The 20,920-nt window shown below is 40.3% G+C and carries 19 protein-coding genes; 11 read left to right on the top strand and 8 right to left on the bottom strand.

Translation table 11 applies throughout. The features are described from left to right. Nucleotides 1-293, bottom strand: a 293-nt coding sequence (locus tag MV676_RS08800) for a sugar phosphate nucleotidyltransferase (RefSeq protein WP_297446905.1), incomplete at its 3' end; no start/stop codon positions are given. A 96-nt stretch (nt 294-389) separates the two neighbouring features. Next, a complete protein-coding gene (locus MV676_RS08805; RefSeq protein ID WP_297446907.1) occupies nt 390-1,589 on the bottom strand; it encodes a methionine adenosyltransferase in 1,200 nt (399 codons plus the stop codon). Nucleotides 1,590-1,692: 103 nt separating this feature from the next. Between MV676_RS08805 and glmS the strand changes: the two genes are divergently transcribed. The 6 genes from glmS to MV676_RS08835 all read left to right on the top strand — a co-directional run bounded on the left by glmS (nt 1,693) and on the right by MV676_RS08835 (nt 8,663). Next, entirely contained in the window at nt 1,693-3,513 is a 1,821-nt protein-coding gene (gene glmS / locus MV676_RS08810) for a glutamine--fructose-6-phosphate transaminase (isomerizing) (protein ID WP_297446909.1), read from the top strand. A gap of 12 nt (nt 3,514-3,525) precedes the next feature. Continuing rightward, nucleotides 3,526-4,380, top strand: a complete 855-nt coding sequence (gene purU, locus MV676_RS08815) for a formyltetrahydrofolate deformylase (RefSeq protein ID WP_022846479.1) — start codon at nt 3,526-3,528, stop codon at nt 4,378-4,380. 3 nt (nt 4,381-4,383) lie between these two features. After that, nucleotides 4,384-5,760: a DNA repair protein RadA gene (radA, locus tag MV676_RS08820; protein WP_297446912.1), complete on the top strand. Its 1,377-nt coding sequence runs from the start codon at nt 4,384-4,386 to the stop codon at nt 5,758-5,760. Then, nucleotides 5,726-5,878, top strand: a complete 153-nt coding sequence (locus tag MV676_RS08825) for a hypothetical protein (protein ID WP_297446914.1) — start codon at nt 5,726-5,728, stop codon at nt 5,876-5,878. Before radA ends, MV676_RS08825 begins: the two co-directional genes overlap by 35 nt. 78 nt (nt 5,879-5,956) lie before the next feature. Further along, the gene (locus MV676_RS08830) at nt 5,957-7,723 is read left to right on the top strand and encodes a hypothetical protein (protein WP_297446918.1); all 1,767 of its coding nucleotides are present in this window, start codon (nt 5,957-5,959) and stop codon (nt 7,721-7,723) included. Further along, nucleotides 7,716-8,663, top strand: a complete 948-nt coding sequence (locus MV676_RS08835) for an ABC transporter ATP-binding protein (RefSeq protein ID WP_297446920.1) — start codon at nt 7,716-7,718, stop codon at nt 8,661-8,663. The genes MV676_RS08830 and MV676_RS08835 overlap by 8 nt, the downstream gene beginning before the upstream one ends. On the opposite strand, the gene MV676_RS08840 is transcribed toward MV676_RS08835, so the two are convergent. Then, the gene (locus MV676_RS08840) at nt 8,658-9,260 is read right to left on the bottom strand and encodes a polyphenol oxidase family protein (protein ID WP_022846492.1); all 603 of its coding nucleotides are present in this window, start codon (nt 9,258-9,260) and stop codon (nt 8,658-8,660) included. The genes MV676_RS08835 and MV676_RS08840 overlap by 6 nt on opposite strands. A gap of 40 nt (nt 9,261-9,300) precedes the next feature. On the opposite strand from MV676_RS08840, the gene MV676_RS08845 reads away from it, so the two are divergent. Together MV676_RS08845 and MV676_RS08850 are read left to right on the top strand one after the other, a co-directional pair. After that, nucleotides 9,301-9,693 (top strand): hypothetical protein, encoded by a 393-nt coding sequence (locus MV676_RS08845; RefSeq protein ID WP_297446923.1) that lies wholly within the window; start codon nt 9,301-9,303, stop codon nt 9,691-9,693. After that, entirely contained in the window at nt 9,680-10,042 is a 363-nt protein-coding gene (locus MV676_RS08850; RefSeq protein WP_297446925.1) for a hypothetical protein, read from the top strand. Before MV676_RS08845 ends, MV676_RS08850 begins: the two co-directional genes overlap by 14 nt. A 17-nt stretch (nt 10,043-10,059) precedes the next feature. Here MV676_RS08850 and carB read toward each other — a convergent pair whose 3' ends face one another. The 4 genes from carB to MV676_RS08870 form a co-directional block, all read right to left on the bottom strand. Next, complete coding sequence (gene carB, locus MV676_RS08855; RefSeq protein ID WP_297446927.1) at nt 10,060-13,278, bottom strand: carbamoyl-phosphate synthase large subunit; 3,219 nt, start codon at nt 13,276-13,278, stop codon at nt 10,060-10,062. Between the two features lie 195 nt (nt 13,279-13,473). Then, the gene (locus tag MV676_RS08860; RefSeq protein WP_343214964.1) at nt 13,474-13,698 is read right to left on the bottom strand and encodes a DUF2905 domain-containing protein; all 225 of its coding nucleotides are present in this window, start codon (nt 13,696-13,698) and stop codon (nt 13,474-13,476) included. Further along, complete coding sequence (locus MV676_RS08865; protein ID WP_297446932.1) at nt 13,698-15,791, bottom strand: HDIG domain-containing metalloprotein; 2,094 nt, start codon at nt 15,789-15,791, stop codon at nt 13,698-13,700. Before MV676_RS08865 ends, MV676_RS08860 begins: the two co-directional genes overlap by 1 nt. Next, nucleotides 15,781-16,722, bottom strand: coding sequence for a PhoH family protein (locus tag MV676_RS08870; RefSeq protein ID WP_297446935.1), 942 nt, complete (start codon nt 16,720-16,722; stop codon nt 15,781-15,783). Before MV676_RS08870 ends, MV676_RS08865 begins: the two co-directional genes overlap by 11 nt. A gap of 128 nt (nt 16,723-16,850) precedes the next feature. On the opposite strand from MV676_RS08870, the gene ychF reads away from it, so the two are divergent. The 3 genes from ychF to MV676_RS08885 are packed head-to-tail and all read left to right on the top strand — an operon-like array spanning nt 16,851 to nt 19,679. After that, entirely contained in the window at nt 16,851-17,954 is a 1,104-nt protein-coding gene (gene ychF, locus MV676_RS08875; RefSeq protein ID WP_297446937.1) for a redox-regulated ATPase YchF, read from the top strand. Between the two features lie 11 nt (nt 17,955-17,965). Next, the gene (gene thiL, locus MV676_RS08880; protein WP_297446940.1) at nt 17,966-18,907 is read left to right on the top strand and encodes a thiamine-phosphate kinase; all 942 of its coding nucleotides are present in this window, start codon (nt 17,966-17,968) and stop codon (nt 18,905-18,907) included. Nucleotide 18,908: 1 nt separating this feature from the next. Continuing rightward, nucleotides 18,909-19,679, top strand: coding sequence for an undecaprenyl-diphosphate phosphatase (locus MV676_RS08885; RefSeq protein ID WP_297446941.1), 771 nt, complete (start codon nt 18,909-18,911; stop codon nt 19,677-19,679). Between the two features lie 49 nt (nt 19,680-19,728). Here MV676_RS08885 and MV676_RS08890 read toward each other — a convergent pair whose 3' ends face one another. Further along, a complete protein-coding gene (locus MV676_RS08890; RefSeq protein WP_297446943.1) occupies nt 19,729-20,910 on the bottom strand; it encodes an aspartate aminotransferase family protein in 1,182 nt (393 codons plus the stop codon). Between the last annotated feature and the right edge of the window lie 10 nt (nt 20,911-20,920).

A 20,920-nucleotide genomic window follows, 5' to 3' on the forward strand; every position in this document is an offset into this window, starting at 1 on the left:
CCAATGAAATCTTCAGCAAGAACGAGTCCTTCAGCTAAACCATTAGGTTTTTCCTGAATTGTGTATTTTATGTTCATACCAAGGTGAGAACCGTTGCCAAAGAGTTTTTTAAAGGATTCAATGTCACTGGGATTGACGATAAAAAGTACTTCTTTTATACCAAGGAGCATTACAAGGGATAAGGGATAATAAATCATAGGTTTGTTGTATATTGGGAGAAAATGTTTATTTACTGAAATGGTTACGGGATAAAGCCTTGTTCCACTTCCTCCGGCTAAAATAACAGCTTTCATAAGTCCTCCTGATAGATAGAGTAAGAATATTATAACAGGATTAAAAAGAAAAAGCCCGGATTTTCCGGGCTTCCATTGAGAACAAAAAGAAAACAATTAGTAAACTAAAATCTCTCCAGCAACAAGTTTCTTCCATATGTTTGAAATGTCAGCAAGACACTCTTTAGCTATAGGTTCTATTTTGTCCTTGTAGATGTCGATTTTTCCGTCCTTTGTTCTTATCTTAACATCGAGTGCTAAAGGTTCAGTAATCGGTTTACCAATCTGGCTGACGATGTAACAATAAGCTTCTTCTACTTCAGGGATTTCCTTTACAACAGCTTCGCATATCTGGTTAGCTGTGATGTTATAAAGTTTACCAACGTGAGTAATTGGATTTTTACCGGCAGCTGCCTCGAGACTCATCGGTCTGTAAGGTGTGATGAGGCCGTTAACTCTGTTCCCCCTTCCCACTTCACCGTCATCTCCAGCTTCTGCAGATGTTCCAGTAACTGTTATGTAAACATTTTCTCTTTCAACATCATCTCCTGTGTTGATGTGGATAATTACTTCTCTGCTTGTATATTTTTTGGCAACTTCTTCTGCTATTCTTCTAACGTTTTCTCTCTTTTCCACATAATCGTTGATGTCTTTAATGAACTTATCAACGAAAGCACAAGCTACGGTAACGTCAATTGTGCCCCCTTTGCGAACACCCATAACTTTAATATCTTCGCCTATTTCTGGATGTTTTTCCTTCATCTCTTTACTGTTTAGAACTTTTTCAACGTTGAATGTGATGTTTTCTACTTCATCAAACGGTGCAAAACCTACACCAAAAGAAGTGTCATTTGCAAGGGGAACGCCTGTTTCAAGTTGCCTCATGTAGATGTCCACGAGGTCAACGGAACCGGGTCTTACAAGGCAATGGATTCTGACATCTCTATCCGGGTTGAGAGCGTGAATATTCTCTTTAAGCCACTCTTTAGTTCCTTCAATAGCAAATTCTTCTACAGGTACCTTAATGCCCTTATACTCTTTTATGGCTCTACCAACAAGATATATCTCAATTGGTGCTGTTATTTCACCGCCGCCAAAAGATGGCGTTGCGCTTCCACCAAGCAGGAGTCCCTTGTCAACGTTGTGATGAAGAACAAAACCAAAATTTTCTTTATAAAACTTACAAAGTTCGGCTGAAAGCTTTTCAGCAAGAGCATCACAAATGGTATCCGGGTGGCCTATACCCTTCCTTTCAACGATTTCTACGGCAAGTTCATTTGTCGGTTGAAAGTCAAGTGGAGTCACGTTCAGGTTCATTTACTCTCCTCCTTAAAAAGGTAATAATCTGACACGGTAATTATGGTATATTTTAACTCTAAAAGAAAGGGGAGGTAGGGTAAATTGTTGTCTGGAGGATACTGTGTGTGGAATTGTAGGCTATATAGGAAAAGACAATGCTAAAAATATTGTAATAAATGGATTAAAACGACTGGAATACCGGGGGTATGACTCTGCCGGAGTGGCATTCATAGATTCAGGGAAGCTTAAGATTTATAAAAAGAGCGGGAAAATAAGGGATCTTGAATTTGAACTGAACAGGGATCTGTCTTTACCCCATATAGCTATTGGACACACGAGGTGGGCAACTCACGGTGAACCAAACGATGTAAATGCTCATCCTCATGTTGATTGTACCGGGAAAATAGCTGTGGTTCACAACGGAATAATTGAGAATTTTACGGAGCTTAAAAAAGAACTTGAAAGCAGAGGGCATATTTTTAAATCCAAAACAGATACGGAGGTTATTGCACACCTTGTCGAAGAGGAAATTAAAAATGGTAAAAATCTTCTTAGTGCAGTTTTGTCGGCAACATCAAAACTCAAAGGTTCATACGCGGCAGCCGTTATCTATGAGGGTGAGCCTGACAAGATCGTGTGCGTCAGGAAAGACAGCCCTTTAGTGATCGGTGTCGGTGAGGGAGAAAACTTTTTAGCGTCGGACGTACCTGCCTTTTTATCCTACACTAACAGGGTCATCTTCCTCGATGATAACGAATGTGCCGTCATAACTGCCGATAATGTTCACATATTTGACCTGAATGGAAATGAAATAACAAAAGAGACTAAAGAAATTCCCTGGTCAATAGCTCAGGCTGAAAAGGGCGGATACAAGCACTTTATGATAAAAGAAATATACGAGCAGCCAAGGGCCGTTGCAGATACCATATCTGGCAAGTTGTCACTGTTGGAAGAAAACAACAGGGAGCTTTTAACTACATTTGGCAAAATTCAAATAGTGGCCTGTGGGACTTCTTACCATGCGGGTTTAGTAGGAAAGTTCTTTATAGAGTCGGTAGCAGGTATTCCCGTATCTGTGGATTATGCTTCGGAGTATAGGTACAGAAATCCCATAATAGATGAAAAAACCTTAATCATTGCCATATCTCAGTCAGGGGAAACTGCAGATACCCTTGCGGCGGTTAGACTTGCCAAAAAGAAAGGTGCAAAGGTTGTTGCAATATGTAATGTGATTGGTTCAACCATAACGAGAGAGGCGGACTATACAATTTACACGCACGCGGGGCCTGAAATAAGCGTTGCATCAACCAAAGCCTTTACAACACAGCTTGCCGCTCTTTTCCTATTTGCCGTTGAAGCGGCACGGATAAGAAACAAAATTACGAAAAAAAAAGAAGAAAGACTCTTAAAAGCGCTATCTGAAATTCCAGCAAAGATGAAAGAATTTCTTGATAGGGAAAGCGAAGAAGGGCAGGTAAGGAAAATAGCTCTCGAGTTTTACAACTCTCAGGATGCACTCTATCTTGGAAGATTCGTAAACTACCCGATAGCCCTTGAGGGTGCTTTGAAACTTAAGGAGATAAGCTATATACATGCTGAAGGCTATCCAGCAGGAGAGATGAAACACGGTCCTATTGCGCTTATAGACGAGAAGATGCCTGTTGTTGTAGTGGTACCAAGAGACAGGGTTTATGAAAAGATGGTTTCAAACATTGAAGAAGTGAAAGCGAGAAAAGGAAAAGTCATTGCAATAACAAACAGGGATTGTCTTGAAGTTAAAAAACTTGCAGACTTTGCCATTGAAATACCTGAAACAGAAGAACTTCTATATCCTTTCCTTACCGTTGTGCCGCTTCAACTTTTCGCGTATCATATAGCAGACTTTTTAGGATATGATGTTGACCAGCCGCGAAACCTTGCAAAGAGTGTTACTGTTGAGTAGACCGGAGGAACAATGGAAGAAACAGCCACACTGCTTATATCATGTCCCGATAGAAAAGGTATCTTGGCAGAAATAACCGGCTTTATCGCAAGAAACGATGGGAACATCATTCATGCCGACCAGCATATTGATTTTCAGAAACACATCTTTTTCATGCGGATAGAGTGGGATTTGAAAGATTTTAAAATTCCGAAGGAAAAGATAGCAACCGCTTTCTCTTTCATAGCCAATAAATTTTCCATGAAGTGGGACTTGAAGTTCAACACTGAAATTCCAAACGTTGCTATATTTGTGTCAAGGTACGACCACTGTCTATACGACCTTCTCTACAGATTTAAAGCTGGAGAGATGAGGGGAAACCTTAGACTCGTAATCAGCAACCATAGAGATCTTGAAAATGTTGTAAAGATGTTTGGCATAGATTTTTACCACTTTCCGAAAACGAAAGAGACAAAAAAAGATGTTGAAAAGAAAGAGATAGAACTTTTAAAGAAAGAAAACATTGACCTTATAATTCTTGCAAGATACATGCAGATACTTACAGATGATTTCGTCCGTGAATTTCCAAACCGGATTATAAATATTCACCATTCCTTCTTACCGGCTTTTGTTGGTGCCCGTCCATACCACAGGGCATATGAAAGGGGAGTGAAGATAATTGGAGCAACCAGTCACTACGTAACAGAAGAGCTCGACCAGGGACCTATAATTGAACAGGACGTTGTCAGAGTTACGCACAGAGACACTGTTGAAGACATGATAAGAAAGGGAAGAGACCTTGAAAAAGTTGTCCTTGCGAAAGCTGTAAGGTGGCATCTCGAAAACAAAATACTTGTTTATGACAACAAAACGGTTATCTTTGATTAAGAGATGGCAAAGAAAAAGACCGTTTATATCTGTCAATCGTGTGGATACAAAAGTCCCACCTGGTCTGGAAAATGTCCGGAGTGTGGAAGCTGGGGAACCTTAATAGAAGAAGTAATTTCAAAACCTGCAGGTAAAGCTTCCGTTTCATGGATTGAAACCTCTTCCGAAAAGCCTACACCAATAACTGAAATTTCAGAAATAGAAAAAGAACGGTACATATCCGGCATTGAAGAATTTGACAGAGTAGCGGGTGGAGGTATTGTAAAAGGTTCTGTTTCCCTGCTGTCAGGTGAACCGGGTATAGGAAAATCAACGTTTCTGCTTCAACTTTCGGAAAAACTCTCTAAACACGGTAAGGTACTCTACGTTTCGGCAGAAGAATCGCCTCAACAGATATCAATGAGGGCAAGGAGACTTGAAATATCAAGCCCTGAAATATTAGTCCTTGCAAATAATAATCTTGAAGAGATAAAAAATTTTATTGAAAAGGAGAAACCGGCATTTCTCATAGTCGATTCAATACAGACAGTTTATCTCCCGCACATTGAATCTGCGGCAGGTTCTGTATCACAGGTAAGAGAAGGAACTGCCTTTGTAACCAACCTGTCAAAAGCGAAGGGGATAACAACGTTTATAGTAGGCCATGTAAACAAAGAGGGAACAATAGCCGGTCCAAAGGTTCTTGAGCACATAGTTGATGCTGTTTACCAGTTTGAGGGTGATAGAGGGCACAATTTTAGAATCTTAAAAGCGCTAAAAAACCGTTTTGGTTCGACGGGGGAAATAGCCGTATTTCAGATGGAAGAAAAGGGATTAAAAGAGGTTAAAAATCCTTCACTCTTTTTCCTGTCGGAACGCCCCGTAGGAAAGCCGGGATCTGTTATCTACTGCAGCATAGAAGGGACAAGGCCGCTGCTTCTTGAGGTGCAGGCCTTAGTGTCAAGGGCTGTTTTTTCAACGCCTCAGAGGAGGGCAAAAGGCATAGATGCCAACCGTCTTTCCATTATCATAGCCGTTCTTGAAAAGGAGTTGGGATATCCGTTAAGAAATTTTGACGTTTTTGTAAATATCGTAGGCGGTGTAAAAATAAAGGAACCGGCCGTTGATCTTCCCGTTGCACTGGCAATTGCGTCAAGTTACCTTGGTAAGCCTGTAAGGAGAAATATTGCTGTTTTTGGAGAGATAGGATTGTCAGGAGAAATAAGGAGCGTGCGACTTGAAGAGATGAGGATAAAAGAGATTGAAAAGAACGGTTTCCGCCCGCTTTTTCCTGCTTTACAGAGGAAAAATAATAAGCTAAAATTATTATCAGAGGCAGTTAAAACGGCAATAGAGGAACAACAAGATGGGGGATCTGACAGAAAGCCTCTTAACTCTTGATAAAAGGGCCTCTGCTATTGTTTTATCGGCTGAAGAGGCAGCTTTGGAAGAACAAGAACTTGAATTCCTTTCCACCATAAAAAAGCTAAAAGAGAGAAAAACAAGAGCATCTCTGTAATACCACTCCGTCAAAGTTCCATTTGCACAATCATCATGTAAAATCCATATTTATATAGCAAGGAATTCAGGGAGAAATATGAGAATTAGCAGTTGCACCTATAGACCGATATATAAGGTTGACACGCTATCTCAAGCGAACATACTGGATGCTATTGACAACTTTATTTTAAGGACGCGCAGACTTAACATAAAGTTTAATGCCGTATATCCAGCCGATCCCTGCGCGTTTCCCTTCGCCATGTACATTTCCGGAAAAACCGGCATTCCCGTAAAACAGGAGAAATTTATTAAACCAGAAGAAAAGGTTCTCATGGTATTTTCCATATTTCCAGATCAGATTAAAAAATCCGGAATAAACTTTCTGACAGAAAACTACATAACGGAAAAGATAAGGACCTTCAGAAAGCAGTTTCCAAACTCACCGTCCCTTCTGATAGCGTCAAACAGGCACGTAAAAGAGGCAGACATTCAGCTTGTCCTTTACAAACATCCAGAGAGAGTTAACAGCTACAAGTTTCTGACAGAAGCCTATAAAAACTTCTACTTTCCCGTTGAAGGTGAGTTTCTTCACATAGAGGAATCCTTCTGGCAGATATCAAGGCAGGAAATCGGTCTCTTTGAAAAGGCAAAAAGGATAAGAAACAACGCAATGAAGTTAGGTTATGATGATGTTCACACAGATCTTATCCCCCTTGAAGAGGACGTTGATATACTCTACTGGGAAAAGCTTGAAAAGCTTCAGCTATACACACCTTCGCTCCCTGAAAGAAAGAACGAAGAAAATTTCAAAATTAAATACAAAAAGTTACTTGATCTTAAAAATAGAAAGGACAGTTCAGTAATCGCTTCAATCCTTGAAACGATTTCTCAGACCATAGAACCATACTTTCCCGTAAGAGTTGCCTACACAAATTATGAGATCGTACATGACAGAAAGGTTCTCATAGTTCCAGTAGCGCGGGAAATTGTTGATGGTGTTGAGTTGAAAATAGAGATAAGCCATCTTAAAACAAAACCGGAAGAAGAAAAGGTTCTAATTGAACTTGTGGAAAACGCTTTAAAAACACTCGTGAAGGACATCCTGAAGCATAAAACATTCAGACCCTACGTTGAAATTGTAAGAGAGAAAGGACGGTTTTTCCTCTATATAAACTGGTTTCTTGACAGGGAAGTTTTAAACCTTCTTTCTACAAGAATCAACAAGAAGTGGCTTTTATCAAGGCTCTTTTACCGAAAAAAGGCCGTTTCACGAAAAAACGAACTTATCAAAAACCTCCAGGATTTCAAATTCTCTCTGGAAAATCTGACATTTCTCTTCTCGGCTATGGAATCTTTGTACGCAGAAAGTCCTGTAATGTTTAAAGCCGTTGGGAGCAAAATAAAAGAGATTTTAGAAGAGAAAAACCTCTGGTACCTCATAGGCATATACGCTTTAAGGTGCTTTGGCTACACGAGAATCGATGGTATCGCCGGCAATAGAGAACTCCTCCAATTTCTCTTAAAACTCAAGAACTACGAAAACTTCCACCAGTTTTTCGCTTTAGAAAACAGATACATCTTTCCGGTAATAACCGAGAGAAAATACAGACCGAATTGGGAAAGAGTTATAAAAACAGATGAGCCAATTGTCCTAACGAGAGAAGTTCTTAACCCTCAAACTCCCGTAACGTACACGATAAAAGACAGCCACGGCTTTTTCCTCGGGACGGTACCAAAAGTGATAGCCCATTACATGGCAGCAAAGGAAGAGGCAGGGAAAAAGCTAATATGTAGAAAATTCTTCTTTGACGAAATGATGTTTTCAGGAAGCTCTTACTGGATTGAGGTGACTGTAAATGATTGAGATAAAGAATCTTTCCATAATCTACGAAAACTTCACAATCGTTGAAGATGTAAACCTTACAGTGAAAAAGGGAGAAAGAGTTGGGATAGTTGGAGAGAGTGGAAGCGGAAAATCGGTAACCGCTCTATCGGTAATGAAGCTTTTGCCTGGAGGCTTTAAAGTTACAGGAAACGTGAAAGTCAACCATCAGGATATTTACCTTTTGAACGAAAGGGATCTCAATAGCAAAATAAGGTGGAAAACCGTTTCAGTCATATTTCAGGATCCGTCCTCTGCTCTTAATCCCCTTCTGAAAATCGGCAATCAGATAGAAGAGGCAATTATCTACCACGAAGGCCGGAGAAAAAACATTAGAGAAAGCGTAATCTCGCTTCTCAGGAAGGCTGCCATACCAGATGCGGAGGTAAAGTACGAAAGTTATCCTCACCAGCTTTCAGGAGGACTGAAACAGAGGGTAATGATAGCCATGGCAATAGCCTGTAACCCGGATTTTATAATAGCTGACGAACCGACAACCGCCCTTGACAAGAAAACTGAGAGAGAAATTATTTTCCTTTTGAACAACCTTGTAAAGGAAGAAAATACGGGACTTCTATTCATATCCCACGACTTTGATGTCATCTCTGAAATAACCGACAGAGTTTACGTTATGTATGCCGGCTACGTAATGGAAAGCGGGAGGACAGAAAATATTCTTAAAACCCCTTTTCATCCCTATACGAAAGGACTTATAGCCTGCATTCCGAAAGTTGAAGGGAAGGGAAAGAGAAAACTGCCAGTCCTTCCCGGCAATGTACCTGACATTAAATCAAAACCTTCAGGCTGCCCGTTCCACCCAAGATGTGAAAGGGCAAAAGAGATTTGCAAAAAAGAACTTCCTGAAATCAAGGAGATAAACGGCAGGGAAGTTCGCTGCTTCTTTCCTATTGCTGGTTCATAAAAGCCTTATAGCAGATAGAATCCTCTTTTCTGTCTTCTCTTTCCTGAAAGAGTAAAACCTATCGTTATTACAAACGGTGCAGAGATTTAAATCCTCTATAACACTTACGCCTGCTGACTTTGCCTGAATGGTATTTGCTTTTTTAAGGTCAAACAAATATTTCTTGCTTCCATAAGGTCTGAAAAGCCTGTTCCTTAAATGTGGGTTGAAAAGCTTGTAAACATCTTCACCTACCTCATAGCACTTGTTGCAGATACCGGGACCTATTATGATTTTTTGAACATCTGTAAAAGTCTGAATGTACTTTAAAGTTTTGAAAGTGATACCTTTTAGTGTTCCTCGCCATCCGGCATGAATAGCTGCAACCATGCCCCTTGCCACGACAAGGATGGGAATGCAATCTGCGCTCAAAACCCCAACCCATACTTTCCTGTTATCGGTAACAATCGCATCTCCTTTCCTTCCTGAATACCTTCTACCTGCAAAAACCACTGTACTGCTGTGGATCTGAACCGGTCTGATAACGGGAATCCCTTTTATTTCTTCTATTTCCCTTCCATCAGTCGGTTTTTCCGATATAAAAATTTCATACTTCATCACGCCCCTGCTTAAAGGTTTGGTTTATAATTCTATCATTATGAGAGTTCGGCTTGAAATAAGGCATGAAATAGAGATGACACCTGTTTATTCGGAAAGCCACGAAAAGTTGTTTGAAAGGTTTTTAAAAGTGGCTGAAAGAGAGATTGTCAATTTTGACACGAAGAAGCTGTCTAACAGAGTCTTTCGCAATCTTTTCAGAAAGAGAAAGAAGAACATTTTAAAGATGAAAAAGGAACTGTTAGGAAAAAATAGAAAGATAAGGGAAAAGAAAATTTTGTACGACCTGTTTCACAACATTTTCAGGAATTACCGTTGGGCCTGCGACTCCGGAAGCGAAAGGGAAATAGAGATAAAAGTCTGGATAGCGTCTTCCGTTGATAAAATTGAGACGACACTTAAAATCCTGGAGAGGAACGTTGAAAGAGATTGAAAGCATCTGGCCATTTCAGGAGCTGTTTGTTGACCCGGAACTTGCCGTTGAAACGAAGAGAATCAGCGCAACCGTCAACCTTAAGACAGCGGTGAATATCAAAAGAGAAAACAAAACTGCAACGATAACCGTTGAAATCTTTGGTTCTATAACAGAGGGAAAGCGTCAGATTGCAAATATCCGGTTTGCGAACATAACAAAGGTAAAAGATCCTATCAGAAACACCAAGAGGTTAAAGGAAAAAATCGTTAAGAAAAAACTATCAGAACTTCTTTCTTTCCTTCCTGATTATCTTTTAAAAGCCGGAATAACCGTTGAAAAATATATAAACGAAAGAGAGGCCCTTTAGGAGGACCTCAATGCGAGTTAAAATCTATGATATTCTTGTAAGGGCTTAACATCAAAGTTTTTCTCTCTTACAGACTTGATAGCCATGACGGCTGCTTCGGCACCTCTTATAGTGGTGTAGTAAGGAATTCCGTAATTAACTGCCAGCCGCCTTATGCTCATCGCGTCTCTCTTTGACTTTGATCCTGTTGGTGTATTGATAATGAGGGCAATCTCGTTGTTTTTTATCATATCGGCAATGTTTGGTCTTCTTCCCTCCTGGATCTTGTAAACTATGGAAACGGGAAGTTCCTGCTCTTTTAAAAACCTGTAGGTTCCTTCAGTAGAAACAATTTCAAAACCGATATTTATAAGCTCTTTAACAATATTCACGACCTTTGGTTTGTCCTTATCTTTCACACTTACAAAGACCTTCCCTCTGGAAGGATCTATCGGAAGCCTTGAACCTGCGGCAAGCTGCGCCTTGTAAAACGCCGTGCCAAGGTCTTCATCGATACCCATAACTTCACCGGTAGATTTCATCTCCGGTGACAGGACAGGATCAACTTTTGTGAACCTGTTAAAGGGGAAAACGGCCTCTTTTACAGAGTAATAGGGAGGCTCAACTTCCTTAACACCGAGTTCGTCAAGCGTTTTACCGAGGGCGACCTTTGTCGCTATCTTGGCAAGCGGAATACCTGTAGCCTTACTTACAAAAGGAACAGTTCTTGAAGCTCTTGGATTGACTTCAATTATGTATATTTCACCATCTTTAACGGCAAATTGAATGTTTATTAGACCTTTAACTTTCAGTTCAACCGCTATTTTTCTTGTTATGTCTTTCATCTTCTCAACAATTTCTTTCGGAACAGAGAACGTTGGTAGAACGCAGGCACTATCACCAGAGTGAATGCCGGCTTCCTCTATATGTTCCATAACGCCACCGATAACGACCCTGCTTCCGTCACAAACTGCATCAACATCAAACTCCACGGCATCCTCTAAAAACTTATCTATAAGAACGGGCTTGTCTTCGGAAACTTCAACTGCTTCGTTCATGTAATTTCTAAGCTCTTCCATGCTGTCAACGATTCTCATAGCCCTTCCGCCAAGCACATAAGAAGGTCTCATGAGAACCGGAAAACCAATCTCTTCAGCCACTCTCTCTGCCTCTTCAAGGGAGTGAGCAATGCCTGAAGGGGGCTGCTTTAACCCAAGACGGTTAAGAAGTTCCCTGAACCTTTCTCTATCTTCGGCTATGTCAATGCTGTCAGAACTTGTACCTAAAATTTTCACACCTTCTCTTTCAAAAGGAACAGAAAGCTTTAACGGCGTTTGACCGCCAAATTGAACGATAACTCCTTCGTGTCCTTCTTTTCTTACTATGTTTAGGGCATCTTCAAGTGTAAGCGGCTCAAAAAAGAGTTTATCTGACGTATCGTAATCTGTTGAAACAGTTTCGGGGTTACAGTTTACCATGTGGGCTTCATAACCAAGTTCTCTCAAAGCCCAAACAGAGTGAACACAGCAGTAGTCAAACTCAACACCCTGACCTATACGGTTGGGTCCTGAGCCAAAAACGGCAACCTTCTTTCTATCAGAAGGTTTTGCCTCACACTCAACCCCATCGTAGGTAGAATAGTAGTAAGGTGTGTAAGCCTCAAACTCGCCGGCGCAGGTATCAACACTCTTGTAAAGAACCGGAACAACCTTTTCTCTCTTTTCCCTCACTGTTTTTTGAGGTACATTCCAGATTTTTGAAAGGTAGATATCTGAAAATCCCCACTTTTTGGCAAGTTTAAGAAGCTCTTCAGGAACAGTGTCAACATTGTACTTGACGAGCTCTTTTTCAAGGTCAACAAGCTGTTTTATATTGTGTAAAAACCATCTATCTATCTTTGACAATTCGTAAATTTCATCTATTGACATTCCTCTTCTAAAACCTTCCGCTATGTACCATATCCTGTCAGGAGTTGGAACAGCGATCTTCGACTCAAGTTCAGAACGGGAAACCTGATCAATTCCTTTCAAGAAAAGACCATACCTTCCGTTCTCAAGAGAACGGATAGCTTTCATAAGGGCTTCTTTAAACGTTCTGCCGATAGCCATAACTTCACCGACAGATTTCATAGTGGTAGTTAAAACAGCATCAGCTTCAGGGAATTTCTCAAAGGCCCACCTTGGAAATTTAACAACGCAGTAATCAATTGCAGGTTCAAAAGATGCAGGTGTCTTTTTGGTGATGTCGTTTGGAAGCTCATCAAGTGTGTAGCCAACGGCAAGTTTTGCAGCAATTTTAGCGATAGAGAATCCTGTAGCCTTTGACGCAAGGGCTGAAGAACGGGAAACTCTCGGGTTCATCTCGATAACAATTACCCTTCCATTTTCAGGATTCACGGCAAATTGAACGTTAGATCCGCCAGTTTCAACGCCAATTTCCCTGATAATCTTTATGGCACTGTCCCTTAAAATCTGATACTCCTTATCTGTAAGTGTCTGGGCTGGTGCAATAGTGATAGAATCGCCGGTGTGAACCCCCATCGGGTCAAGGTTTTCAATGGAACAGATAATAACAACATTATCGTTCAAGTCCCTCATAACTTCCAATTCGTACTCTTTCCAGCCTAAAACAGATTCCTCTATGAGAACCTCTGTAATCGGGCTTGCATCAAGTCCCTTCCTGACAATTTCTTTAAACTCTTCAACGTTGTAGGCAACACCACCGCCCTCACCACCGAGTGTGAATGATGGTCTTATGATTGCGGGGAGTCCAACCTCTTCAAGGATTTCCATTGCTTCTTCCATTGAACGGGCAAAACCACTTTTTGGAACATCTAACCCTATTTTCAGCATTGCGGCTTTAAACAGTTCTCTATCCTCAGCCTTCTTAATGGCCTCAACATTGGCACCTATAAGCTCGACGCCATGTTTTTCGAGGACGCCGGACTCGTAAAGTTCAACGGCAAGGTTAAGGGCAGTCTGACCGCCAACCGTAGGAAGTAACGCGTCAGGTTTTTCCTTTCTGATTATCTTCTCAACAGCCTCAACCGTAAGAGGCTCAATGTATGTTCTATCGGAAATGTCCGGATCGGTCATAATCGTTGCAGGGTTCGAGTTAACGAGAACAACCTCGTATCCTTCTTCTCTTAAAGCTTTACAGGCTTGAGTTCCGGAATAGTCAAACTCCGCAGCCTGTCCTATCACAATAGGTCCGGAACCGATTATCATGATTTTTTTAAGATCTGTTCGTTTTGGCAAGGCAACCTCCGACATAGAGTGGATTTAATAGGAAATTTTACAACAATTTGGGTCCAATTTGTTAAACGGGGTGAAACTTAGAAACTGATTGATAAAGAGTTTACATTTATTTAATAGTAGAATTTTGACACTGCCTTAGGAATATGCGAGAAGAATCCAACGAGATTTTTTTCCAAGGTTAAGTTTCAGGTAATCTTAATGTTTTGAAAACAAATAGAAAATAAGTGAAAAGAGAATGCTGAGTATTATACTTGTGGTTATTGGAAAGTAAAAAGTAAAGTTATCCCGCTTTATGTAAATATCGCCGGGAAGCCTTCCGATCGGAAGTCCTCCCGGTGTTTTTGAAATCAGAATGAGAAGGATTCCAGTCAGTGCAAGGAAGAATCCCATCACTATTAAAGTTTTCCCGATCTCTTCCATCATCCCTTTGAATCCTCTTCCTGCTTAATATCTTCCGGATATTCAACTCTGTTGTGGTAAACACCTGAAAGAATCTTTTTAAACACTTTCTCTATCAGGTTAATCTCTTTTAAACTTAAACCGCACTGATTAAGCTGACCGTCTTCTATATCTTCCATTATTAATTTGTGGATGAGACTGTCAATGTCAACATCTTTTTTATCCTTAACCGACTTTACAGCAGCTTCTACAGTATCGGCAAGCATAACAATACCGGCCTCTTTAAATTGAGGCTTTGGCCCCGGGTATCTAAACTGTTTTTCATCAACATCTGGATTTTGCTCTTTTGCCTTGGCGTAAAAGTATTTCATCAATTTTGTTCCGTGATGTTGCCGGATAATATCTATGATAGGTTCTGGTAACTTATATTTTTTTCCCAATTCAACGCCGTATTCAACGTGAGACCGCAGGATTGCAGCGCTCTTTTCGGGTGGAATTGTGTCGTGCATGTTTATCCCATTCTGCTGGTTTTCAACAAACGCTTGAGGATTTTTCAACTTTCCTATATCGTGAAACAGACCACCTGCTTTTGCGAGGAGTGAATTTGCCCCTATTGTTTCTGCCGCGGCTTCAGCAAGGGTGCTTACCATAACGGAATGGCTGTATGTTCCTGGCGCCTTGAGAACAAGCTTTCTGAGCAAAGGATGGTTAAGATTTATAAGTTCCATGTAAACCATGTCTGTGGTGAACTTAAACAGAGAGCCAAAGAGAGGTAAGAGCCCTATAACGATAATTGAAGCTATTCCGGAACCGATAATGGCAAACATTGGATAGAAGATGAACTCTTCTTTAAAGTGAAACCCGTTATAGTAGAGGAGAAGTAATATTTCGGAAACGGCAATACCGACCCCTGCAAAAAGGCTACTCTTGTATATGACATTTCTATCTTTGTAGGTTCTTGAATCGAAACAGGAAAAAACAGAACCTATAATTGTCGGAATGATGAAAAATGAAGGCTTTGAAAGGAGAAACGACGGCAGAATAGAAACAGGAATAGCGTGAATAGCAGCAACTTTTTTTGTCAAGAACATAGATATAAAAACTGTTGATGTAATAACTGGAATAAAAATAAGGTCCTCTTTAAGCGGGAGATTCATTGCTTCAACTACAAGCTTTGCAAAAAAGGTAAAAATTCTTATAAGAAAAACATCCAGCGTTATTATAAGAAATGAGAAGGTGATATTCTTGGTAACCTTTGCAGCAGAAGGACTGACAAGAAAGTAAAGTTTATATGTAAGATAAAACATAAGTAGAGAAATAAGAAAAATTGACACGTACTTATTTATTGTCTTACTTCTTCCCCTTAAATTTTTAATGGCGTTTATTTTCTGTATATCCTCTTTGGTGAGCTTTGTTCCTTTCTTGACTATAAGTTCACCCTTTTTGATTTCGTAGAGGACCGGTTTGATTTTCTCTTTTACTTCTTTCTGCTCTTTTAAAGTCTCTTCCCTGCTGTAATAGATGTTCGGCTTTATAAGAGGTTCTATAAACTTAAAAATCTCAAGTCCTTTTTTCCTGCCGTAAAAGTTTAGAAGCTCAGATTTAATCCTCTTTTTAACTTTTGAAACGGTGTAAAATGTTGAAACCTCTTTAACAGTAACTGTTGACGTTAGCGGATTTTTAACCTCTACAGCTTTCCCATTAAAATCAGAGGCTGTCTTATCATTAACTACACCAGTAGAGTAATACCTCTCAAGGAGGTCAACAATAAATCCTGGTTTTATCTCTTCCTTTGTTCCGTTTGCTGAAAAATGTTTTTCGACAGTGTTCTGAATGTCGGTAAAGATTTGCGGATTCACCTGGAAAACAGGCTTGAGACTCTGAAGGGCTTTTTCAATTTTCAACTTTGTGGCTTCTTTATCTTCAATTATTAAATTTGCAGGCGAACGAATATCAACAGGTGAAATGTCACCGACTTTCAGTTCCGGAACGTGGCTAAAACCTATCGGAAGTATCAAAAATGTAATGAAAAGCGAACAAACAACTGCCAGAATCGGCAAACTCACCCTTTCAATAACTTCGGTAATGTAACTTTTCAAGTCTTTACTCTTCATTTTCCTCATAAGCCCTTATAATTTCCTGAACAAGTCTATGTCTTACCACATCATCCCTTTTAAATTCTACTATTTCTATTCCATCAATGCCTTTTAAAATCCTTGTGGCTTCTACGAGACCAGAATCTTTCTTTTTGGGAAGGTCTATCTGAGTAATGTCACCGGTTATGACAACCTTTGAATTGAATCCCAGCCTTGTTAAAAACATTTTCATCTGTTCACGCGTCGTGTTCTGAGCTTCATCAAGAATAATAAATGCATCGTTAAGCGTTCTTCCCCTCATATAGGCAAGAGGCGCTATCTCAATAATGTTCCGTTCTATCAAGAGGTTTACCCTGTCAGGTTCTATCATTTCAAACAGGGCATCGTACAGAGGTTTTAAGTAGGGATCTATCTTTTCCTGAAGAGTGCCCGGCAGAAACCCGAGTTTTTCTCCAGCTTCAACGGCAGGCCTTGTAAGTATGAGTCTATTGACCTGTCCACTCTTAAAAGCTGAGACGGCAGCTGCGACGGCGAGGTACGTTTTACCCGTTCCGGCAGGACCGACACCGAAAACAATCGTATTTTTTCTTATCGCATTTATGTATTTTTTCTGTGTAGGCGTTTTGGCAACGATCTTTTTCCCTCTGTAAGTGGTAACAATAGCTTCATCTTTAACTACAACACTACCTGCATTTCTCTGAAGCTGATTTATGTACATCTGAATGTCACTACCAGAGAGAGAGTATCCTGAATGGAAAAGTTCTTCCATATCCTTAAAGAAACGTTCTGCCTTTTCTTCACTATTTTTCTCACCCTTGACGATAATCTCGGTGCCACGAGAGCCTATGTCAAGATTTAAGATCTTTGCAATCTTTTTTAGATTTTCCTCACCATGTCCGACAAGCGTATAAAACTCTTCTGGCGTCAACTCAAGCGAAATTTTTATCAAGTTCTCCAGTACCTCCTAAAGATAGTTTATCCGCTAAAGAAAATTAGGAACTATATTTCCATTTGCAATAATATCACTTTCCAGGTATCTTTTAAGCTTGCAATTTGTACATAACGGAGGAGAAAGAAATGGGTTTTAACTGTGGAATAGTAGGACTTCCGAATGTTGGAAAATCAACACTTTTTAATGCATTAACAAACTCTTCAAAGGCAGCAGCTGCAAACTTTCCTTTCTGCACGATAGAGCCAAATGTTGGAATAGTTGAAGTTCCCGATGAGAGGCTTCAAAAAATAGCCGAAATCGTTAACCCTAAAAGGATAGTTCCGACAACAATAGAGTTTGTTGACATAGCCGGACTTGTGAAGGGTGCAAGCAAGGGTGAAGGTCTTGGAAACCAATTTTTGGGAAATATCAGAAGTGTTGATGCTATAGCTCATGTTGTGAGATGTTTTGAAGACCCAAATGTTGTTCATGTTGATGGTGGAGTAAATCCGGTAAGAGATATTGAAACGATAAACATGGAACTGATATTTAAAGACCTTGAAACCGTTGAAAAGAGACTTCAAAAAGTTGCCAAGCAGGCAAAGTCCGGCGACAAGGCTGCAAGGAAAGAAGTGGAAGTACTTGAAAATCTTAAAGGAATCTTAGAAAGGGGAGAGAGAATTCACCCTTACCTTGAGGAGGCAGGAGAAGATTTCAAAAAAATTGTAAAAGAGCTGGGACTTTTAACTGCAAAGCCTGTTCTCTACATAGCAAACGTTGATGAAGAGGGCCTTTTAGAGGATAACGAATTGGTTAAACAGGTAAGAGAATTAGCGGGGAAAGAGAAAGCCCCGGTAGTTAAGATATGTGCAAAAATAGAATCAGAACTTTCCGAGCTTGAACCGGGAGAAAAAGAAGAGTTCCTCAAAGAATTGGGACTAAAAGAGCCGGGGCTTAATAGTGTTATAAGGGAAGGCTACAGATTGCTTGATTTGATAACATTTTTCACCGCAGGTGAACAGGAAGTGAGAGCTTGGACTATTAAAAAAGGAACAAAAGCTCCTCAGGCTGCCGGAAAAATTCACTCTGACATTGAGAGAGGTTTCATAAGGGCAGAAGTTGTAAGCTATGAAGACCTTATAAGAGAAGGTTCTATGCAGAGGTGTAAAGAAAAGGGACTCGTTAGACTTGAAGGAAGAGATTATGAAGTGAAAGACGGTGATATTATCTATTTCCGATTCAATGTTTAAAAGGAGAAAACTTGAAAGAGTTTGATCTCATAGAAAAAATTTCTCGATTTTTTAAATGTCCTGCAAAGGGGATTGGTATAGGTGACGACACTGCAGCAATAAGATCAGGATACGAATACCACCTGATAACTGTTGATACACTGACAGAGGGTACACATTACAGAAAAGAGTGGAGAAAGGTGTTTCCCCATCTTTACAGAAGCATCGGCTGGAAGTTGCTTGCTGTTTCCGTCAGCGACATCGCTTCTATGGGTGGAATGCCTCACGCTGCGGTAACATCATTCACGCTGAAAAAGGATTTCGAGGAAGGTGAAATAGTTGAACTTGCAAAAGGTTTATCGGCTGCCTGCAACCACTTTAACGTGCTTTTGGTAGGCGGTGACACTGTAAAGGGAAATTGTGAGGCATTTTCTCTAACACTGACGGGAAAGGCCGAGGAGATAATGACGCGGAGTGCGGCAAAGCCTGGTGACCTTGTTGCGGTTACGGGGATCTGTGGTGACGCAGCAGCAGGGCTGAACATCATTGAATCGGGAAAGATAGACACGATAGAAAAGCGGAAACTTGTTGAAAGATTTCTATTTCCCCGTCCATCCATTGAGATGGGAAAGAAGTTAGTCCTTTCTGGTGTAAAGTGCTGTATGGACAACAGTGACGGTCTTCTTCTTACCTGTCATGAAATAGCTTCAAAGAGCAATGTTGCAGTGAACTTGGAATCCAAGAAGATACCGGTGTCTAAAGAAGTCAAAAAACTATTTGGAGATAAAGCTTTCAAATTTGCCCTATCAGGTGGTGAGGACTTTAACCTTGTTTTTACATTTCCAGAATCGCTAAAAAGCCTGTTTAAAAAAGAGAAAAATGTCTTTATAGTTGGCAGAGTCACAGAAGGCAGTGGAACGTACATAGACGGAAAACCTGCACAGATTTCTTCATTTGACCACTTTGGAGGCTGAAATGACCGTTATTGATTCCATAATCCTCGGTATCATAGAAGGTATAACGGAATTTTTACCCATATCTTCCACGGGCCACATGATAATAGCTTCAACCTTCATGGGACTCAAGCAGGATGCATTTCAGCAAACATTTGAAGTCGTAATTCAGCTTGGTGCCATATTAGCCGTTGTTTTGATATATTTTGAAAAGCTTAAAAGCAATGTAACGTTGTGGAAAAAACTGATAACCGCTTTTATTCCCACCGGCATTTTGGGACTTCTTCTTCACAAAATCATAGAGGAAAAGCTTTTCAATCCGGTAGTTGTAAGTATCTCTCTTATTGTTTGGGGTATCATTTTCATTATTATTGAACTGATGTATAAGGCAAAAGAACACACAATTCACAAACCGGAAGACATCAGTTATTTTAAATCTGTTCTTATGGGACTTTTCCAGTCGTTAGCAATGGTTCCGGGAACATCCCGTTCAGGTGCCACGATAAGCGGTGGTCTCATACTCGGAATGGACAGAGTAACGGCCACAGAGTTTTCATTCCTGTTAGCAATACCTACGATGGGAGCGGCAACAGGGCTTGAGCTTGTCAAAAATTACCACACGCTATCGTTTAACAATCTCACTGTTCTTGCAATAGGATTTATCACAGCCTTTATCTTTGCTTATATCTCAGTAAAATGGCTTCTCAAATTCATTAAAACCCATACTTTCATACCGTTTGGTATATATCGCATTATTTTAGGTATAATCGTACTCGCCCTGCTTTATAGATAGTGAAAATTGAATGTCCCCTGCAAAGACCGCAAGAGACATTCTCTAACGGTTAAAAGATTGATAGTATATTTTTTAGGATGCGAATACCTGTATCTATCTCTTCTTCTGATATGATAAGTGGTGGTGCAAATCGGAGGACGTTTTTGGCCGTACAATTTATTATAAGTCCTTTTTCAAGAGCTTTTTCAACGATCCTGCCACATTCCATCTTGCACACGACGCCAATCATTAATCCCATTCCTCTAACGCTTTCTATAATGTGTGGGAATTCTTTTTTAAGTTCTAACAGTTTACCTTTAAGATGATTTCCTTTTTCGTTAACTGATTCAAGGAATTCATCTTTTGATACTGTTTCAATGACCTTGACGCCTGCAGCTGTGGCAAGGAAATTACCGCCGAACGTTGAAGCATGCAGGCCCGGTTTGAGAACGTTTGCGGCTTTTCCTTTTGCAACGATTGCGCCAATAGGAACACCATTGCCTAAAGCTTTTGCGAGAGTCATAACATCTGGTTCAACGTTGTAGTGTTGATAGGCAAAAAGTTTTCCTGTTCTACCTATTCCTGTCTGAACTTCGTCAAAAATCAGGATTGCGTCTATTTCGTCGGCAATTTCTCTTAACCCTTTTAAGAATTCTTCTGTTGCAGGAACTATGCCGCCTTCTCCCTGGATAGGTTCAACAATAATTCCGCAGGTTTTGTCACTTATGACAGCTTTTACAGAGTCAAGATTATTGAATTCGGCAAATTTCACATCTGATAACATAGGGCCAAAACCTTCGTTGTACTTTCCCTGTCCTGTTACAGAGACGCTTGCGAATGTTCTTCCGTGGAAAGAGTTTTTGAATGCAACTATTTCATAACCTTTTTTGCTTTTTTCAAATGCGTAGCGTCTTGCAAGTTTTATAGCTCCTTCGTTTGCTTCAGCTCCGCTGTTACAGAAAAAGACCTTTTCACCAAATGAGTTTTCGCATATCAACCTTGCAAGTTCAGCCTGGGGTTTAATGTGGAATAGGTTTGATGTGTGGATAAGTTCTTTTGCTTGTTCGCATATCGCTTCCGTTACTTCGGGATGGCAGTGTCCAAGGTTACAGACAGCAATCCCTGCAAGCATATCGAGATACTCTTTTCCATTTTCGTCATAAAGGTAACATCCCCTTCCCCTTACAAAAGATACGGGATATCTATTGTATGTTTTCATTACGTACTTTTCTGTCATCTCTATCGTATCCATCTTTCCTCCT

The sequence above is a fragment of the Desulfurobacterium sp. genome, from assembly GCF_027028515.1.
GTDB lineage: Bacteria > Aquificota > Aquificia > Desulfurobacteriales > Desulfurobacteriaceae > Desulfurobacterium_A.

What these genes read in the sequence shown, in the direction of transcription:
- MV676_RS08805 (WP_297446907.1), bottom strand. Translation starts at nt 1,589, where the DNA reads ATGAACCTGAACGTGACTCCACTTGACTTTCAACCGACAAATGAACTT.
- purU (WP_022846479.1), top strand. Translation starts at nt 3,526, where the DNA reads ATGGAAGAAACAGCCACACTGCTTATATCATGTCCCGATAGAAAAGGT.
- radA (WP_297446912.1), top strand. Translation starts at nt 4,384, where the DNA reads ATGGCAAAGAAAAAGACCGTTTATATCTGTCAATCGTGTGGATACAAA.
- MV676_RS08825 (WP_297446914.1), top strand. Translation starts at nt 5,726, where the DNA reads ATGGGGGATCTGACAGAAAGCCTCTTAACTCTTGATAAAAGGGCCTCT.
- MV676_RS08830 (WP_297446918.1), top strand. Translation starts at nt 5,957, where the DNA reads ATGAGAATTAGCAGTTGCACCTATAGACCGATATATAAGGTTGACACG.
- MV676_RS08835 (WP_297446920.1), top strand. Translation starts at nt 7,716, where the DNA reads ATGATTGAGATAAAGAATCTTTCCATAATCTACGAAAACTTCACAATC.
- MV676_RS08840 (WP_022846492.1), bottom strand. Translation starts at nt 9,260, where the DNA reads ATGAAGTATGAAATTTTTATATCGGAAAAACCGACTGATGGAAGGGAA.
- MV676_RS08845 (WP_297446923.1), top strand. Translation starts at nt 9,301, where the DNA reads ATGAGAGTTCGGCTTGAAATAAGGCATGAAATAGAGATGACACCTGTT.
- MV676_RS08860 (WP_343214964.1), bottom strand. Translation starts at nt 13,698, where the DNA reads ATGGAAGAGATCGGGAAAACTTTAATAGTGATGGGATTCTTCCTTGCA.
- MV676_RS08865 (WP_297446932.1), bottom strand. Translation starts at nt 15,791, where the DNA reads ATGAAGAGTAAAGACTTGAAAAGTTACATTACCGAAGTTATTGAAAGG.
- ychF (WP_297446937.1), top strand. Translation starts at nt 16,851, where the DNA reads ATGGGTTTTAACTGTGGAATAGTAGGACTTCCGAATGTTGGAAAATCA.
- MV676_RS08885 (WP_297446941.1), top strand. Translation starts at nt 18,909, where the DNA reads ATGACCGTTATTGATTCCATAATCCTCGGTATCATAGAAGGTATAACG.
- MV676_RS08890 (WP_297446943.1), bottom strand. Translation starts at nt 20,910, where the DNA reads ATGGATACGATAGAGATGACAGAAAAGTACGTAATGAAAACATACAAT.